At 40.4% G+C, this 17,641-nt stretch carries 18 protein-coding genes, 1 tRNA gene, 1 other RNA gene, 1 riboswitch and 1 other annotated feature; of the genes, 16 read left to right on the forward strand and 4 right to left on the reverse strand.

All coding sequences use genetic code 11. The features are described from left to right. Positions 1 to 364: 364 nt before the first annotated feature. Positions 365 to 1,333, reverse strand: a complete 969-nt coding sequence (locus tag EV282_RS19935) for a YaaC family protein (RefSeq protein ID WP_130297583.1) — start codon at positions 1,331 to 1,333, stop codon at positions 365 to 367. Between the two features lie 140 nt (positions 1,334 to 1,473). Here EV282_RS19935 and guaB point away from each other — a divergent pair, with 140 nt between their 5' ends. From guaB to EV282_RS19980, 9 genes are all read left to right on the forward strand, one after another. Further along, positions 1,474 to 2,931, forward strand: a complete 1,458-nt coding sequence (guaB, locus tag EV282_RS19940) for an IMP dehydrogenase (protein ID WP_130297571.1) — start codon at positions 1,474 to 1,476, stop codon at positions 2,929 to 2,931. Between the two features lie 100 nt (positions 2,932 to 3,031). Continuing rightward, positions 3,032 to 4,369, forward strand: coding sequence for a D-alanyl-D-alanine carboxypeptidase family protein (locus EV282_RS19945; RefSeq protein ID WP_130297572.1), 1,338 nt, complete (start codon positions 3,032 to 3,034; stop codon positions 4,367 to 4,369). Positions 4,370 to 4,603: 234 nt separating this feature from the next. After that, entirely contained in the window at positions 4,604 to 5,488 is an 885-nt protein-coding gene (gene pdxS / locus EV282_RS19950; protein WP_066285337.1) for a pyridoxal 5'-phosphate synthase lyase subunit PdxS, read from the forward strand. Positions 5,489 to 5,492: 4 nt separating this feature from the next. Continuing rightward, positions 5,493 to 6,077, forward strand: a complete 585-nt coding sequence (gene pdxT / locus EV282_RS19955) for a pyridoxal 5'-phosphate synthase glutaminase subunit PdxT (RefSeq protein ID WP_130297573.1) — start codon at positions 5,493 to 5,495, stop codon at positions 6,075 to 6,077. Positions 6,078 to 6,114: 37 nt separating this feature from the next. Continuing rightward, positions 6,115 to 6,333 (forward strand) — a binding site (T-box leader). Between the two features lie 71 nt (positions 6,334 to 6,404). Further along, the gene (serS, locus tag EV282_RS19960; protein WP_130297574.1) at positions 6,405 to 7,679 is read left to right on the forward strand and encodes a serine--tRNA ligase; all 1,275 of its coding nucleotides are present in this window, start codon (positions 6,405 to 6,407) and stop codon (positions 7,677 to 7,679) included. Between the two features lie 102 nt (positions 7,680 to 7,781). After that, positions 7,782 to 7,874 (forward strand) — tRNA-Ser (locus tag EV282_RS19965). A gap of 326 nt (positions 7,875 to 8,200) precedes the next feature. After that, a riboswitch (SAM riboswitch) is annotated at positions 8,201 to 8,308 on the forward strand. A gap of 67 nt (positions 8,309 to 8,375) precedes the next feature. Then, the gene (locus EV282_RS19970; RefSeq protein WP_130297575.1) at positions 8,376 to 9,389 is read left to right on the forward strand and encodes a methionine ABC transporter ATP-binding protein; all 1,014 of its coding nucleotides are present in this window, start codon (positions 8,376 to 8,378) and stop codon (positions 9,387 to 9,389) included. Then, a complete protein-coding gene (locus tag EV282_RS19975) occupies positions 9,382 to 10,044 on the forward strand; it encodes a methionine ABC transporter permease (RefSeq protein ID WP_278043795.1) in 663 nt (220 codons plus the stop codon). Before EV282_RS19970 ends, EV282_RS19975 begins: the two co-directional genes overlap by 8 nt. Before the next feature lie 17 nt (positions 10,045 to 10,061). After that, positions 10,062 to 10,877: a MetQ/NlpA family ABC transporter substrate-binding protein gene (locus EV282_RS19980; protein WP_130297576.1), complete on the forward strand. Its 816-nt coding sequence runs from the start codon at positions 10,062 to 10,064 to the stop codon at positions 10,875 to 10,877. Between the two features lie 64 nt (positions 10,878 to 10,941). On the opposite strand, the gene EV282_RS19985 is transcribed toward EV282_RS19980, so the two are convergent. The 3 genes from EV282_RS19985 to EV282_RS19995 all read right to left on the reverse strand — a co-directional run bounded on the left by EV282_RS19985 (position 10,942) and on the right by EV282_RS19995 (position 12,968). Further along, positions 10,942 to 11,610, reverse strand: coding sequence for a deoxynucleoside kinase (locus tag EV282_RS19985; RefSeq protein ID WP_130297577.1), 669 nt, complete (start codon positions 11,608 to 11,610; stop codon positions 10,942 to 10,944). Continuing rightward, entirely contained in the window at positions 11,607 to 12,248 is a 642-nt protein-coding gene (locus tag EV282_RS19990) for a deoxynucleoside kinase (protein ID WP_130297578.1), read from the reverse strand. The genes EV282_RS19985 and EV282_RS19990 overlap by 4 nt, the downstream gene beginning before the upstream one ends. A 117-nt stretch (positions 12,249 to 12,365) precedes the next feature. Beyond that, positions 12,366 to 12,968 (reverse strand): cysteine hydrolase family protein, encoded by a 603-nt coding sequence (locus EV282_RS19995; RefSeq protein WP_130297579.1) that lies wholly within the window; start codon positions 12,966 to 12,968, stop codon positions 12,366 to 12,368. A 217-nt stretch (positions 12,969 to 13,185) separates the two neighbouring features. Between EV282_RS19995 and tadA the strand changes: the two genes are divergently transcribed. The 7 genes from tadA (at position 13,186) to EV282_RS20030 (ending at position 17,375) form a co-directional block, all read left to right on the forward strand. Further along, the gene (gene tadA, locus EV282_RS20000; protein ID WP_130297580.1) at positions 13,186 to 13,686 is read left to right on the forward strand and encodes a tRNA adenosine(34) deaminase TadA; all 501 of its coding nucleotides are present in this window, start codon (positions 13,186 to 13,188) and stop codon (positions 13,684 to 13,686) included. An 86-nt stretch (positions 13,687 to 13,772) separates the two neighbouring features. Next, an RNA gene (gene ffs / locus EV282_RS20005) (signal recognition particle sRNA large type) lies at positions 13,773 to 14,036 on the forward strand. Positions 14,037 to 14,141: 105 nt separating this feature from the next. Further along, a complete protein-coding gene (gene dnaX, locus EV282_RS20010) occupies positions 14,142 to 15,854 on the forward strand; it encodes a DNA polymerase III subunit gamma/tau (RefSeq protein WP_130297581.1) in 1,713 nt (570 codons plus the stop codon). Between the two features lie 14 nt (positions 15,855 to 15,868). Further along, positions 15,869 to 16,183, forward strand: a complete 315-nt coding sequence (locus EV282_RS20015; RefSeq protein ID WP_066285355.1) for a YbaB/EbfC family nucleoid-associated protein — start codon at positions 15,869 to 15,871, stop codon at positions 16,181 to 16,183. A gap of 9 nt (positions 16,184 to 16,192) precedes the next feature. Continuing rightward, entirely contained in the window at positions 16,193 to 16,789 is a 597-nt protein-coding gene (gene recR / locus EV282_RS20020) for a recombination mediator RecR (protein ID WP_077365802.1), read from the forward strand. Between the two features lie 16 nt (positions 16,790 to 16,805). Beyond that, positions 16,806 to 17,030, forward strand: a complete 225-nt coding sequence (locus EV282_RS20025; protein WP_066285359.1) for a YaaL family protein — start codon at positions 16,806 to 16,808, stop codon at positions 17,028 to 17,030. Between the two features lie 78 nt (positions 17,031 to 17,108). Further along, positions 17,109 to 17,375 (forward strand): pro-sigmaK processing inhibitor BofA family protein, encoded by a 267-nt coding sequence (locus EV282_RS20030; RefSeq protein WP_130297582.1) that lies wholly within the window; start codon positions 17,109 to 17,111, stop codon positions 17,373 to 17,375. The last annotated feature ends 266 nt before the right edge of the window (positions 17,376 to 17,641 follow it).

Below are 17,641 nucleotides of genomic sequence, written 5' to 3' on the forward strand. Positions count from 1 at the left end.
AACGACAATTCTGAGCGTAACTTGAAGTTTTTGAGCGAAGAAAGGGTACTCTTGAGCGAACGTGTAACAAATAAAAGAACACGTACCGTAAAAAATCAACTAGCAGACATGAGAGTAGGACGTCGCTAGGCAATCAGGAAGATGGATGAAGATCCATCTTCTTTTTTTGTATAAAAAAGAACGAATCAAGGAATTTTAAAGCATCCAGCAGCTTCATTTACAGATAAAACTCCATTTATGAGTCTTCAGCAAGATTTATGATCCTTCAAATTTTTTTATGAGCCTTTATATCACACGAAAATTTAAGTCTTCCCAAAAGACCAACCAGGCATAAGCTGCACTGGCTGGTTTCTTCTTTTCATTTTTAAGGTATATCCATGTTATGGAGTAATTGGCCAAAGAGATAAGGAATTTTTTGAGCAGTTACGTTTAGGAATTGATTAATAAAAGGCAGCTCAAGTGAAGTATATGTGTGGAACAGTTCACTCCACCATTCCGTATCATAGCGGCTAATCATACTTAAGTTATAGAGAAGAACATAATGAACCATCAATTCATTGAGTACAGGCATCTGCAGCAAATCACGATCAACCGGAAAGTAATATGTATCTTCTGCAAAGTGGTAATGTAGAGGAAAACAATCGAATGGATGGAGTTGGTCAATTAATAAAATTTGATAATTATTTTCATCTCTTAGTTCCATTTTTATTTTTGAGGAAAACATACTATTTATGTATTCCTTAAAACGATCCACCGACATGTGCAGCAAGTCAGCAGCTTCACAGGATAATATAAAGGAGTCGTTGGACTCTTTGTTCATTCTGATCTGATAAAATGCACCAGTCATTTGTCTGTACAAAGGTGCTAGTTCTGGCAATGTGCTTAATAAATGATTCATCATAAACTTTTCGCCTTCTATGTGTTTCATGTGAAACATTTTTTCGCAAAAATGATTAAACAATCCCGTTTTTTGAACTTTTACTTCATCATTTAAAAATTCATAGCTCCGTTTTTTTCTCTTTCTTGTAGATAATCCATGAGCCAAAACAGAACTCGAGTCTGGATAGTCAGGGTCCTTGCATAATATACAAGCCTTCATCAACTGTGTCATTCCATAAAAGAGAAGAACCGGTTTAAGTTCTGCAGGAGCTTGATCCGCCAGCTTATAGTATTTTTTTCCGTGTTCGATATAGTAAATAAATCCATAAGTATTATCAAAACTTTTTCCATTGCTATCCTGCAAATTTAATTTTTCATATTGATTTGCTAGAAATTGCTGTGTTTTTTGAGAGGAAAAGAACATATCAAACAAAGACCAAACATCTTGCTTCATGACCACGGGTTATTTTCCTCCTGTCTTTTAAATTATTTGAAAAATCGAACATATCTAGTATTCCTTGACACTAGTTTACCCAGTTGATAATCTACAAATAATATTTTTCTGGATCAAAAATTTGAAGGGGTGGGTTCGGCATGTGGCAAGATAAATTTGCTAAAGAAGGATTAACGTTTGATGATGTGTTATTAATTCCTGCGAAATCTTCAGTTCTTCCTAATGAGGTTTCCATTAAAACCAGGTTATCTGAATCTGTACAATTAAATATTCCGATTATAAGTGCTGGGATGGATACTGTAACTGAATCAAACATGGCGATTGCTATGGCGCGTCAAGGCGGCTTAGGGATTATTCATAAGAATATGTCGATTGAAGAACAAGCTGAACAAGTTGACCGTGTTAAACGTTCTGAGAGCGGTGTAATCACAAATCCATTTTATTTAACGCCAGAACACCAAGTTTTTGACGCTGAGCACTTGATGGGTAAGTACCGTATTAGCGGTGTGCCCATTGTAGATGCTGATAAAAAGCTGGTAGGTATACTTACTAACCGTGATTTACGTTTCGTTCAGGATTATTCCATTAAGATCTCAGATGTAATGACGAAGGAGAACTTAGTAACAGCTCCTGTAGGTACTACTTTAAAAGAAGCAGAAAAAACGCTTCAACAATATAAAATTGAAAAACTTCCTTTAGTTGATGAAGATGGCACGCTTCAAGGTTTGATCACGATTAAGGATATTGAAAAAGTTATCGAATTTCCTAACTCAGCAAAAGATTCTCAAGGACGCCTCTTGGTAGGTGCTGCAGTCGGAGTTACAAAGGATGCACTTCTGCGTGTTGAGAAACTTGTTGAAGCAGGTGTAGATGCAATCGTTATTGATACAGCGCACGGACATTCAGAAGGTGTTTTGCAAAAAGTAGCTGAAGTAAGAGCTGCTTATCCGGACTTAACCATCATTGCAGGAAACGTAGCAACGGCAGAAGCCACACGTGACCTTATCGAGGCAGGGGCAAGCGTTGTAAAAGTAGGAATCGGTCCAGGATCAATCTGTACGACACGTGTTGTTGCAGGTGTAGGGGTACCACAAGTTACAGCGGTATACGATTGTGCTACTGAAGCAAAAAAATATGGTGTACCGATCATCGCTGATGGCGGCATCAAATATTCAGGAGATATCGTTAAAGCATTAGCTTCTGGTGGACATGCAGTAATGCTTGGGAGCATGCTTGCTGGGGTATCAGAGAGTCCAGGAGAGCGTGAAATCTTCCAAGGGCGCCAGTTTAAGGTTTATCGCGGAATGGGCTCTGTCGGCGCAATGGAGCGCGGCAGCAGCGATCGATATTTCCAGGAAAATAATAAAAAGCTTGTCCCAGAAGGCATCGAGGGACGCGTGCCGTATAAAGGACCTCTTGCTGATACCGTATATCAGCTTATTGGGGGCATCCGTTCAGGAATGGGTTATTGCGGTACGGCAACAATTGATGAACTTCAAAATGATTCCCGTTTTGTAAAAATTACGGGGGCTGGACTTCGCGAGAGTCATCCACATCAAGTTCAAATAACGAAAGAAGCACCAAATTATTCGGTCTAAAGGCACATTTTAGGACAGAGGTTTAACCTCTGTCTATTTTTTTGAAAAGGTGTATGTTACAATAATTTTTGTGTGTAAATGGGTATGGAGGTGCAGTTTTTTGAACAGCAAGATAAAACAACTATTAGCGTTGACGCTAGTATTTTCATTTGTAGTTGGAAGTTTATTTAGTTTTTCTCAAACAGCAAGTGCAGCGCCGTCTTTAGATATTAAAGCTGAAGGTGCTATTCTTGTAGATGCAGAAACAGGAAAAATATTATATCAGAAAAATGCTGATACATTACTTGCCCCTGCAAGTATGAGTAAGATGATGACTGAATACTTATTGCTTGAAGCAATTAATAAAGACAAGATTTCATGGGATCAGAAAACAAGTATTTCTGAATATGCACATAAGATTTCTCAAAACCGTTCATTATCAAATGTACCGTTACGAGTAGATGAAAAATATACAGTTCGTGAATTGTATCAATCCATGGCGATTTATTCAGCAAATGGTTCAACGATTGCATTAGCTGAACTCTTAGCTGGTTCTGAAGGTGAATTTGTTAAAAAAATGAATGCCAAAGCCAAAGAATTTGGCATGAAAGATTATAATTTTGTTAACTCTACAGGTCTTAACAACAAAGATTTGTTCGGTAACCATTCGAGTGGATCCGAAACAGATGAAAACATGATGAGTGCTCGTGCAACCGCTATTCTTGCTTTCAGACTACTTCAAGATCATCCGGAAGTATTAGAAACAGCAAGCATTCCACGTATGAAATTCCGTGAAGGTTCAGATGACGAGATTCAAATGGAAAACTGGAACTGGATGCTGCCTGAACTTAACAGCGGTTATAAAGGGGTAGACGGACTTAAGACCGGTTCTACAGACCTTGCTGGTAACTGTTTTACTGGAACGATCAAACAAGGCGATACACGACTAATTTCAGTTGTGATGAAAACAGACAGCCGTTTAGCTCGATTTAAAGAAACGAAAAAACTGTTTGATTTTGGATTTGCTAATTTTGAAAAAGAAAACATCTTGCCTGATAACTACCAAGTTAAAGGCAACAAAACGATACCTGTAGTAAAAGGTAAAGAAAAAGAAGTGAAGATCGCAACAAAAGAACCTCTTTCAATGGTTATTAAAAGAGGAGAAAAAGAAAACTATAAGCCGAAATTCGTAGTGGATAAGAAGAAACTAACGAAAGACGGCGAACTGACGGCTCCTTTTAAAAAGGGAGAAACGGTTGGGCATATCAAAATCGAGTATAAAGGTAAAGGCGAAGATTACGGTTACCTGCTTGATGGAGATACAAAAGGAAAAACAGAAGTTGTTACGACAAAATCTGTTGAAAAAGCAAATTGGTTCGTTCTTGCATTAAGAGGTGTAGGAAGCTTCTTTGGCGGAATCTGGTCCGGGACAGTGGACATGATTAAAGGTTTGTTTTAATTTGATAATATTTTCAAAGCTCATTAGCGTATGCTGAAGAGCTTTTTTCTATACGCAGATGATTGAAGTGCAGCGTGTGTGCCTACCTCTAACTATAAGAAAACAGGATTATTTCTGAAAATAGAGAGTCTTGCGCTTTTTATGAATTACGATAAAATAGATGAGGATACTAGTTTTATTTTAAAAGAACCGTGCAAATCGGTAATACCACATATAATCAGGGGGTAGTGTAGCATGTTAAAAACAGGTACTGAACGTGTAAAACGAGGAATGGCAGAAATGCAAAAAGGCGGCGTCATTATGGACGTTATTAACGCGGAGCAAGCTCGTATCGCTGAAGAAGCTGGGGCAGTAGCAGTAATGGCATTAGAACGTGTGCCTTCAGATATTCGTGCAGCTGGCGGGGTAGCCCGTATGGCTGATCCTACAATCGTAGAAGAAGTTTTGAATGCTGTATCTATTCCCGTGATGGCAAAGGCGCGTATCGGACATATTGTTGAAGCACGCGTGCTTGAAGCTATGGGTGTTGACTATATCGACGAGAGTGAAGTGTTAACTCCTGCAGATGAAGTTTTCCATTTGTTGAAGAGTGATTATACTGTTCCTTTCGTATGCGGTGCACGTGATCTTGGAGAAGCATCACGCCGTATCGGTGAAGGTGCATCAATGCTTCGTACAAAAGGTGAGCCTGGAACAGGAAACATCGTTGAAGCCGTTCGTCACATGAGAATGATCCAAGGACAAATTCGCAAAGTTGTAGCTATGAGCGAGGACGAGCTTATGACTGAAGCAAAGAACTTAGGTGCTCCATTTGAAGTTCTTCTTCAAATCAAAAAAGCCGGAAAGCTTCCTGTAGTTAACTTTGCAGCAGGCGGTATCGCTACACCTGCAGATGCAGCACTTATGATGCAGCTTGGTGCAGACGGTGTATTCGTAGGATCTGGAATCTTCAAGTCTGAGAACCCAGAAAAATTTGCTCGCGCGATCGTTGAAGCAACAACACACTATCAAGATTACAAACTAATCGCTGAACTGTCTAAAGGTCTAGGCACGCCTATGAAGGGTATCGAAATTTCCACACTGGCTCAAGGTGAGCGCATGCAGGAGCGAGGCTGGTAATTACATGCTGAAAATCGGAGTTCTTGCTTTACAAGGAGCAGTACAGGAGCATGTTAAAGCAATAGAAGCTTCTGGAGCTCAAGCTGTAGCAGTAAAACGTGTGGAAGAGCTTGAAGATCTGGATGGCCTGGTAATGCCAGGCGGCGAAAGTACAGCGATGAGACGTTTGATCGATAAATATCAATTTCTTGAACCATTGAAGGAATTTGCAACGAACAAACCTGTTTTTGGTACTTGTGCAGGATTAATCTTAATGGCAAAAAGAATTCAAGGTCAGGATACCGCTCATTTGGAGCTGATCGACATGACCGTTGAACGCAACGCGTTTGGCCGCCAAGTTGATAGCTTTGAAGCTGATCTTATGATTCACGGAGTCGGTGAAGATTTTACGGGTGTATTTATCCGAGCGCCATTCATCGTAGAAGTTGGTCCTGAAGTTGAAATTCTTTCAAAGCATAACGACCGAATCGTTGCAGCTAAACAAGGCCATTTCTTATGTGCAGCTTTCCATCCGGAATTGACGGACGACTACCGTTTGCATCAATTTTTTGTGAAAATGGTACAAGCAAACAAAGAAGTAGTTGCATAAAATAGAAAAATGCTGTACATTACTATAAAATCATCATAAAAAATCAATGACAGGAACTAGTAGCAAAAATGACTTTGTGAAGAGAGTCGGTGGCTGGTGAAAACCGACCAAAGCGTTTTGTGAATCCATCCTCGAGTGAAAAGCTGAAACTTAAGTATGCTTTTCCGGTGAAGAACCGTTACATTTAATTGAGCCGGCAGTAGGCATAGTTCTATTGCAATCAGGGTGGCAACGCGGGTTAACTCTCGTCCCTGTTTCTAATGTGATCATTAGGAGCAGGGGCGGGAGTTTTTTGATTTTTTATTACGAATAAAGGAGGAAATAAGTATGTTGGATTTGAAATTTGTACGTGCTAATTTTGAAGAAGTGAAACAAAAATTGTCTGCTAGAGGAGAAGACCTTTCTGGTTTGGATCAGTTTGAAGCGCTTGATCAGCGCCGCCGAGAATTGATCGGTGAAACTGAAGCATTAAAATCTAAGCGTAATGAGGTATCTAAACAGGTAGCAGAATTCAAGCGTGAGAAAAAAGACGCTGACCATCTGATTGCCGAGATGCGTGAAGTAGGAGATAAGATTAAGACGATTGATGATGAACTTCGTCAGGTAGAAGAAGATCTTCACGGAATCATGCTTACACTGCCTAACATACCGCATGAAAGTGTACCTGTTGGAGAAACAGAAGATGACAACGTACCTGTTCGCCACTGGGGTGAGGTACCAGAGTTTTCTTTTGAGGCAAAAGCTCACTGGGATATCGCAACTGACTTAAACATTGTTGATTTTGAACGAGGAGCGAAGGTTACAGGAAGCCGATTTGCTTTCTACAAAGGACTTGGGGCACGTTTAGAGCGTGCATTGATCAACTTCATGATGGACCTTCACGAAGACGAACATGGCTATACAGAAGTACTTCCTCCATACATGGTAAATCGTCAAAGCATGACAGGTACTGGGCAGCTTCCTAAATTTGAAGAAGATGCGTTTAAGATTCGTGAAGAGGATTATTTCCTGATCCCAACGTCAGAGGTACCTGTAACAAATATGCACCGTGAAGAAATTTTAATGGCTGATGAGCTTCCAATCACGTATGCAGCATACAGCGCGTGCTTCCGTTCTGAAGCAGGGTCTGCTGGCCGTGACACACGAGGATTGATCCGTCAGCATCAGTTTAATAAAGTTGAGCTTGTACGCTTTGTTAAGCCGGAAGATTCTTACGATGAGCTTGAAAAGTTAACAGGCCATGCTGAAAAAGTACTTCAGCTGCTAAACCTTCCATATCGTGTACTAAGCATGTGTACGGCTGACCTTGGATTTACAGCTGCTAAAAAATACGATATCGAAGTATACCTTCCAAGCTATGGTGAATATCGCGAAATCTCTTCTTGCTCTAACTTTGAAGATTTCCAAGCGCGCCGTGCTCAAATTCGTTTCCGCAGAGATGCGAAAGGCAAGCCTGAGCTTGTTCATACACTAAACGGATCTGGTCTAGCGATCGGAAGAACAGTAGCAGCCATTTTAGAGAACTATCAGCAAGAAGATGGAACGGTTATCATTCCAGAAGTACTTCGTCCATACATGGGCAATAAAGAAGTAATTAAGTAAATGACAAGAGAGGAATTTATCCTCTCTTTTTTTATATTTTTTTATAAAATAACGTTGACACTATATTTACTCACATGTTATTATAGTTCTTGTCAGTCACACGGAGGTATACCCAAGTCCGGCTGAAGGGATCGGTCTTGAAAACCGACAGGGGTTTAACGACCCGCGGGGGTTCGAATCCCTCTACCTCCTCCATATACATATTCAACCTCATCTGATTTTATCAGGTGAGGTTTTTTGTTATTTTAATTGATGGCATTTTCTAAAGGATTTGTTGCTTTTGTTTTTTTCTATTTTCATCATGGTAGAAAGCGGCAGGAGGCTCACCGCACGCCCCGTGGAAAGCGAGCAGCCTGGAGCGGAATCAACTAAGTTCAATACCAACATAATTTAATGTGAAATAATTTTTCCTTATCTTATAAACGATGTAAGCGCTAACACTTTAAAGCGGTAAAAAATCTTATTGACAGAACTTTTCGACAGGTAGTAATATGTCAATTATAACTTAATCAAATAATCAACACTTATTAAGAGAGACTGAGGGATCAGGCCCAATGACGTCCGGCAACCTCCATTATGGAACGGTGCCACTTCCTGCAGAATGATTCATCCATTCTGGAAGATAAGTCGATGTATGTCTATTCGCCCTCTTCCATTGAATGAAGAGGGCTTTTTATATTGAAGGAGGACAGAAATATGATTGAAGTGCGTGATGTAACGAAAATATATGCCTCAAAAGGAAAAGACATCATTGGGGTTAAAAATGTCTCACTCACGATAGAGAAAGGTGAGATATTCGGAATTGTTGGCTACAGCGGTGCAGGTAAGAGCTCTCTCCTCCGGTGCTTAAATTTATTAGAGAAACCAACAACAGGCGAGATTTTAATCGACGGTGTATCTATTACGAAGCTTTCTAAAAAAGAACTTCGAGGAGAACGGCTAAAGATAGGAATGATCTTTCAGCATTTTTATTTGATTAGTGCCAAAACCGTATATGAAAATATCGCATTTGCGTTAAAAGCTGCCGGGAAGAAGAAAGACGAAATTAATCATAAGACTCTTGAGCTGTTACAGATGGTAGGGTTAGAAAATCAAAAGGATCAATATCCGTCTCAGCTGAGCGGCGGACAAAAGCAGCGGGTTGGAATCGCACGTGCACTAGCCAACGACCCAAAAGTTTTGCTCTGTGATGAAGCTACTTCTGCACTCGATCCAAATACTACAAAAGCTATTCTTTCACTTCTTCAATCCATCAATAAGAAGCTTGGCATCACAATTGTTCTTATCACACATGAGATGGAAGTCGTTAAAGAGATTTGTCACAGGATGGCAGTGATGCAGGATGGAGAAATCATCGAGACAGGTGATGTTTATAACTTATTTGCACATCCGGAGAAAGAGCTAACGAAAACGTTTATAAGCAGTGTCATACAGATGAACCTTCCGGAACCGCTATTAAAGGGACGTAAAGGAGTAGTCATTAAAATTCATTTTAAAGGCGCGATAGCAGAAGAAGCAGTCGTCTCTGAACTCTTCCAAAACTTTAAAGTAAAAGGAAATATACTACACGGAAAAATTGAATACATCCAGGAAACGCCATTAGGGATTTTTATTATGGAACTGATAGGTGATGAAGCAGAAGTTAAACGGGCCATCGCTTACATCAAAGAGCGAATCGAAAATTTAGAGGTGGTGAAACACGTTGCTTGATTCTTTGTACAGCATACTGCCAGATTTGAATAAAGCTTTTTTTGAGACAATATATATGGTCGCGATCTCATTGGGTGTTTCTCTGATCGTAGGTCTTCCATTAGGGGTCGCATTGTTTGTGACAGACAAAGGGCTATTGTTTGAAAACGTCTGGATCAAACAAATTGCAGGTATTTTAGTAAATCTGATCCGTTCCGTACCTTTTATCATCCTTCTCGTTGCTTTGCTACCTTTAACGCAGCTGATCACGGGTACGACGATCGGTCCAACTGCAGCCTCAGTTTCATTGTCTGTAGCCGCTATTCCATTCTTTGCACGCTTAGTTGAGACCTCATTAAGGGAGATCGATAAAGGTGTGATTGAAGCGGCTGTTGCGGTAGGAGCAACGCCGTGGATGATCATCCGTGAAGTGCTGCTTCCTGAAGCGAAGCCAGGTATTGTTCAAGCGATTACTGTCACAGCCATAAGCTTATTAGGCTACTCTGCTATGGCAGGTATTGTAGGGGGCGGGGGAATCGGTGATTTTGCGATTCGATTCGGTTATTACAGATATGACAACACCATCATGTTTACTACGGTTGTTCTGCTAATTGTCATCGTGCAGCTCATGCAGGTCATTGGTGACGGAGTGGCTCGAGCGGTAAATAAAAGATAAAAAAGGGGATTCCACACATGAAAAAAATAATACTCACACTCTTCACTGCAATTGCTGTCCTGGCTTTAGCTGCTTGTTCTTCTACATCAGGGGCATCAAAAGAAAAAGAAATTACCCTTGGTGCAACAGCTGGCCCTTATACTGATATGGTGAATAAAGCGATAAAACCTTCTTTAGAGAAAAAAGGCTATAAAGTTAAGGTCGTTGAGTTCAGCGATTATATCCAGCCAAATTTGGCGCTTTCTAAAGGCGATCTCGATGCAAACCTTTTTCAGCATAAAGTGTACATGGAGAACTTCGCAAAAGAAAAGAATCTTAAACTTTCTGAAGTCGTCGTTGTCCCTACAGCTCCAATGGGATTGTATTCGAATAAATTCAAATCGATAGAAGAGATAAAAGAAGGAAGCACACTTGCGATTCCGAATGATCCTGTGAACTTAGCCCGTACATTAATCATGCTAGAAGATGCTGGACTTATTACGATAAAAGAAAACATTAATCAACTGACAGCGTCCGAAAAAGATATTAAAGACAATCCAAAAAACTTAAACTTTAAACCGCTAGAGGCAGCCCAGCTTCCGCGTGCGGTACAAAGTGCGGATGTTGCTGCGGTACCAGGAAACTTTGCACTCGCTGCAAAAATGGATCTCTTAGATGCCCTTCAGCTTGAAAATATGCCTGATACGTATCGAAATCGAGTAGTTGTTAATACGAAAGATCTTGAATCTGATTTTGCAAAGGATATTAAAGAAGTAGTGGAATCTAAAGAATTTGAAGAAGTCATTGATAAAGAATTCAAAGGCTTCGGTAAGCCTGAGTGGATGAAAAAATAAGTCAAAAACCATATATAAAAAAATTAGCCCCGAGTCAATTTTTTGACTTACGGGGCTTATGCCTTTATAAACGAACTTCGCGTTTTGCTTCAATCTTTTGAGCAATTTTTCCTATGATATCGTTGATTGATTCTGGGTTTTCACGAAGGTCATAATCGTTGATGTTTACACGGAGTACCGGACATGAATTAAAAGATGCGATCCACTTTTCATAGCGATCGTACATTTCTTCCCAATACGATACTGGTGTCTCTTGCTCCATCTTACGTCCTCGCTTCTGAATACGGGCTAGAATGTCATCTAGAGAACCTTCCAGATAAATCAAACAATCCGGCTGAGGGAAATAAGGTGTCATTACCATCGCTTCAAAAAGGTGGGTATATGTATCATAGTCTACCTCGGACATATTCCCTTTGTCATAATGCATACGGGCAAAAATTCCTGTATCTTCATAGATGGAACGATCTTGAACGAATCCTCCGCCATAATCAAACATTCTTTTTTGTTCTTTAAACCGTTCAGCTAAAAAGAAAATCTGCAGATGAAAGCTCCATCTTTTAAAATCATGATAGAAATTTTCTAAGTATGGATTGTTGTCGACCTTTTCCATAGATGTACGGAAATTTAATTTGTCAGCAAGAGCGTTGGTCAATGTTGATTTCCCTGCACCGACCATTCCTGCTACAGTAATTACAGCATCATTTGGAATGCCATATTGGATAAGCTTGTTCATTTTGCAACTTCTCCTTTTTTCAAAGTTGCTTCTATTAAGGATAAAATCTTCTCTTTATCCGTTTCATACGCAACAAAATCTAAATCGTCTCCATTAAAACTCAGCACCGGAATCTCAGGGTGTTGTCTTTTAAAGGCGGACATGAACGTATCATAATCAGCAGCAAGCTGTTCTAAGTATGCAGGTTCCATGTTCTGTTCAACGAATCGACCGCGCTTTCTAACGCGTTCTAACAAAGTATCAAGACTCGCATTTAAGTATATGATCATGTTCGGAACAGGCATATCTTCTGTTAAGATATCAAAGCACTGCATGTATTTATTGTAATGACGGTCTTTTAGCGTTCGACCGGCAAAAATTCTGTTCTTAAAAATATGGTAATCGGAAACGACAGGTATTTGTTTCGCTAGATATTGATTTTGAATATCTTCTAGCTGTTTGTACCTGTTGCAAAGAAAGAACATCTCGGTTTGAAAACTCCACTCATCGATGTCGTCGTAAAATTTTCCGAGAAAAGGATTCTCTTCTACAATTTCCTCTAAAATTTGAAAATTAAAGTGCTCAGCAATGGCTTTTGCCAATGATGTTTTCCCTACGCCGATAGGCCCTTCAACTGCGATAAAGGGGGTTGAACTCATCTTCCTTTTCCTCCCTTTCTTTTAACAAAACGAAAAATTACAGACAAAGAATATTGTAGCATACGTTTGGAAAAGGTGGATAGATTATCGCTAAAATTAATCGATAATCAGGACATCTTAGTAGATTTTTCTTTGTTTGCTTTTATTAGCTTGCTCGATTATAGCGGGTAAATCTAAATCTTCACTAAGGCTTATATCGGCATCTAGTGTTGTTTCCATTAATATTAATGCTCTCTCATTGTCTTCTTCTATATTAGATGCAGAACAATCAGAAGGTGCATACACATCGAATCCGCGCATATAGGCGTCATTTGCAGTAAAGAGGACGCAAATATTGCCTGCAACGCCGCACAGAATCAAAGTTTGCACGTTGAGATCATTTAATAAAGTTGATAAGGGCGTTGAAAAGAAACCAGAGTGCTTTGGTTTTATTACAAAATAGTCGTCATCGTCAGGCTGCAGCTTTTTTACGAACTCTCCGCCATCCTGTTCCATACAGTACTCGACGAGTTTTTGTTTATCGGATTGCCATTGTCCGAAATTGTCATTTACATAAATAACAGGAATACCTTCTTTTTTAGCCCGTTTCTTTAGATTTGCTATTTTTTCTGCAATAGGAGCAGATGTTTTTAATAAAAGAGGAGCTTCAGGAAAATTAAAGTCATTAATTACGTCAATAATAAGCATGGCGACAGGGATCTTGCTTTCTTTTTGCGGCATAGGTGTCCCTCTCCTTTGTTTTTTTATGGTAGTTGATTTTCGTTACAGGCTGCTCGCTTTCCGCGGGGTGTGCGGTGAGCCTCCTTGGCGCTTCGCACCATTAGGAGTCTCACTTCTTGCACTCCCATTAATACCTTATTGAACAGATTCCTTTCTTTATTATTTACAAAACCTCTTGTATAATCTCTATCAACTAAAACTTTGGAGCGGGACGATAATGGAGACTTTAGAAAAAGATGATTATTTCATGGAACTTGCTTTAAAAGAAGCAAAGAAAGCCGCTGATATTGGTGAAGTTCCGATCGGTGCTGTATTAGTAAAAAATGATGAGGTTATTTCAAGAGCTCATAATTTACGCGAAGTCGAACATAGAGCAATCGCCCATGCTGAGTTACTAGCGATCGATGAAGCTTGTAAAGAAACAGGCGCTTGGAGACTCGAGGGTACTACTCTATATGTAACGTTAGAACCGTGCGCTATGTGTGCTGGTGCGATCGTTCTCTCAAGAGTGAACAGAGTCGTGTACGGAGCTAAAGATCCAAAGGGGGGCTGTGCGGGCACATTGATGAACCTTTTACAAGAAGACCGCTTCAACCATCAATGTGAAGTTGTTTCAGGTGTAAAAGAAGAAGCATGCCGAGAAATCCTTTCAACCTTTTTTAAAAATCTCCGAGATCGCAAAAGGAAAGAAAAGGAAGAGCGAAAGAATGAGCTTTAAGGCTTGTACGGTTGATTTTTAATGACAGGCATAGTATACTAAATCTTGCACATTTGATTGTGCATCTAACAACGTTATACACTTTGTCGCGCTAGATGGGGAGGTAGCGGTGCCCTGTACTCGCAATCCGCTGTAGCGAGGTTGAATTCCTCTCCTCGGTTAGTTCAACGTATGGCCGACGGACGTAAGTGGTGTTGATGTCCGGGTCCTGCGCAACGGAGACCCATGAACCCTGTCAGGTCCGGAAGGAAGCAGCAGTAAGTGGACCACTTCGTGTGCCGTGGGGCAACCTGGACTGAGCTAACTGCGTCTGTACGCATAGGTTGACTATTCCAAAGAGAGGTGCGCGGCATTCTAATATATAAACAATAACTCATCCTTGTCTCAGGGGTGAGTTTTTTGTAATGTTTCAGTATAATAAAGAAAGAATGAAGTGATTTTAGGGAGGCAAAGGGATGAGTTATCAGGCACTCTACCGTGTATGGAGACCGCAAAGCTTTGAAGATGTGGTCGGGCAGGAACACATTACGAAAACGATTCAAAACGCCTTGATGCAGGACAAGCTTTCCCATGCCTACCTGTTTTCAGGACCACGAGGAACGGGGAAAACAAGTATAGCCAAAATTATTGCAAAAGCCGTTAACTGTGAGCGCGCTCCAGTGTCAGAACCTTGCAATGAATGTGATGCATGCAGAGGCATAACGAACGGAACCATTTCTGATGTGCTCGAAATCGATGCGGCGTCCAATACTGGCGTTGATGATATCCGTGACATTCGTGACAAGGTGAAGTTTGCTCCTTCATCGGTAACGTACAAAGTCTATATTATTGATGAAGTACATATGTTATCCACTGGAGCATTTAATGCTTTATTAAAAACGCTGGAAGAACCGCCAAGTCATGTTATTTTCATTTTGGCAACAACAGAGCCGCACAAAATTCCTTCTACCATCGTTTCAAGATGCCAGCGTTTTGATCTTAAGAGAATATCATCTCAGTCTATCATCGGACGGATGAAAAAGGTCGTCGACGCAAACGGTACGGAAGTTGAAGAAGAAGCGCTGCAGCTGCTGGCTCGAGCTGCTGAAGGCGGGATGCGTGACGCGCTAAGCTTATTGGATCAGGCGATTTCGTACAGTGACGATAAGGTAAGAGTTGAGGATGTGCTATCTGTAACTGGATCAGCTTCTCAAAAACATCTTTCAGATATGGCAGAAGCTTTTTTAGAAAAAGATGTATCAAAGGCTTTAACCATATCATCAGATCTTTTACAAGAAGGAAAAGATCCCGTCCGTTTCCTGGGAGACTTGATCTATTACTACAGAGACATGCTTCTGTATAAAGCCGCGCCGCAGCTTGAAGAGCTATTGGAGCGTGTTTCAACAGATGAGTCGTTCGAACATTTGGCCTCATCTACTGAGACAGAGAGTATCTATTTGATCATCAGCCAGTTGAACCAGGCTCAGCAAGAGATGAAATGGACCAATCACCCTAAAATTTTTCTAGAGACTACGTTCATTAAGATATGCTATCAAAAACAAGCAGGTGGTTCGGTACAAACGGAGAATCCTTCAGTTGAACCTCTTTTACAGAGAATCGAACAGCTTGAGCAGGAATTGACCAAGATGAAGCAGGGCGGATGGACTCAAAGCGGCTCTCCTGGTTCTTCCGAGCAGGATGCCCCTAAAGAAAAAAGAGTGATTCGTACCCAAGGCGGAGCTTCACATGGTCAAGTGAAAGAGATGCTGAAAAAAGCAAAAAAACCAAACCTCGTACAATTAAAAGGCATGTGGGGCGAAATTTTAGATAAGATCCGCTCAGAAAAAGTAAGTGCCTATGCTCTGCTGTCTGGAGCAGAACCAGTAGCATGTTCTGATCAATTATTCCTGCTGTCATTTCAGCATGAAATTCATAGGCAGATGGCTTCACAAGATAACAACAGAAGCTATGTTGAAGGGGCAGTTTATAGTACAATAGGAAAGAACCTGTCCATGCTGTCTATTTTGGATCCGGAATGGCAGAAACTAAAAGCTGACTTCATTAAAGAGCAACAGCAAGGCCAACCATCTTCTGAAGAGCAGGAAGCCAAAGAGGATCCTCTCATTACAGAAGCCATCAAATTGGTTGGCGATGATTTAATTGAGATAAAAGAAGAAGAGAACGAATAAGGAGGAGTTTTAAGATGAAAGGCAACATGAACAATATGATGAAACAAATGCAAAAAATGCAGCGTGATATGGCAAAAGCTCAAGAGGAATTAAAAGATAAAGTAATCGAAGGTACAGCTGGCGGCGGAATGGTTACTGTTAAAGCTAACGGCCACAAAGAGATCGTTGATATTGTGATTAAAGAGGAAGTAGTAGACCCGGATGATATTGAAATGCTTCAAGACCTTGTGCTAGCGGCTACGAACGATGCGCTTAAGAAAGTAGACGAAATGGTTTCACAAGACATGGGCAAATTCACTAAAGGGCTGAACATTCCTGGTTTATTCTAGGAGTTATTCATGCATTATCCTGAACCTATATCAAAATTGATTGAAAGCTTTATGAAATTGCCGGGCATCGGACCGAAAACGGCGGTTCGCCTGGCATTTTTCGTATTGGAAATGAAAGAAGATGACGTTTTAGACTTTGGCCGTGCACTGGTCAATGCAAAACGGCAGCTCATCTATTGTTCCAATTGCTTTCATATTACTGACCGTGATCCTTGTATGATATGCGATGATTCGAGCAGAGACCGTTCGACGATTTGTGTCGTGCATGATTCTAAAGATGTTATCGCAATGGAAAAAATGAAAGAATACCGTGGTCTGTATCACGTTCTTCACGGAGCGATCTCCCCTATGGACGGTATCGGACCGGAAGACATTAAAATCGCTGAACTCTTAAAACGTTTAACAGACGAAGGAGTTCAGGAGATTATTATGGCGACAGATCCAAATATTGAAGGAGAAGCAACGGCTATGTATATGGCACGGCTTCTAAAACCAACAGGTATTAAAATTACCCGTATCGCTCATGGACTCCCAGTTGGCGGGGACTTAGAATACGCGGATGAAGTTACGCTATCTAAAGCGCTTGAAGGCAGAAGAGAAATCTAACTAAAGGGGTTTGCACATGTTTTTTTCCCGTAAAGGGCGCTTGAAGCGGTCCGGAGATCAACAGTTGCTCCAAAGTCTTGATGAATTGAAAATAGAATGGATGCATCAGAAAGAAATGGTGGAACGCAGTGTCGAACCATCAGAAGAAGTGATCTTTAAACTTCAATTAGCAGAATCGAAATACTTCTTCTTATTAAAAGAAGCTAAAAAAAGAAATGTAACGACCAGCAGATTAAAATAACTGCTGGTCTTTTTTATGGACAACTCCCATACAATGACTAGTAAATAAAACTGGATGGATGTATAGGAGGTTTGATCAGTGGAGCCTATTACTGTAATCGCGATACTTGGAACGATCATCTTTGTTCTTTTGCTTGCCGGTGCTCCAATGCGCCCTTTAAAATGGCTTGGATTTGGAATCACACGTTTTTGTATTGGAGCATTACTTCTTTTCTTATTAAATGCGATCGGCAATTCCTACGATATACACATACCAATCAATATGTTTACAGCACTAATATCAGGAATAGCAGGTCTGCCGGGATTAGCTTCACTAGTCGCGATTGAGTTCTTCATTTTAGGATAGGATTCAATATAAAAAGTATTGCTACTAATTGGTCCAGAGGCTGGGAGACAAGCCTTCTGGGCTTTTTTTATTAAAATCGAAAATAATTTCAAAATAGCTATTGACCATGCTTGTGAAGCGTGATATATTATTAAAGTCGCCAAAACGAGCGGCGCATTAAACGAGTTTTACAACAAGTTCTTTGAAAACTGAACAAAAGCAAAGGTAAGGAATTAAGAATTAATTCCGTCAGTAACAAATGAGAGCAAGTCAAACACTTTTATGGA

The sequence above is a fragment of the Fictibacillus sp. BK138 genome, from assembly GCF_004216955.1.
GTDB lineage: Bacteria > Bacillota > Bacilli > Bacillales > Fictibacillaceae > Fictibacillus.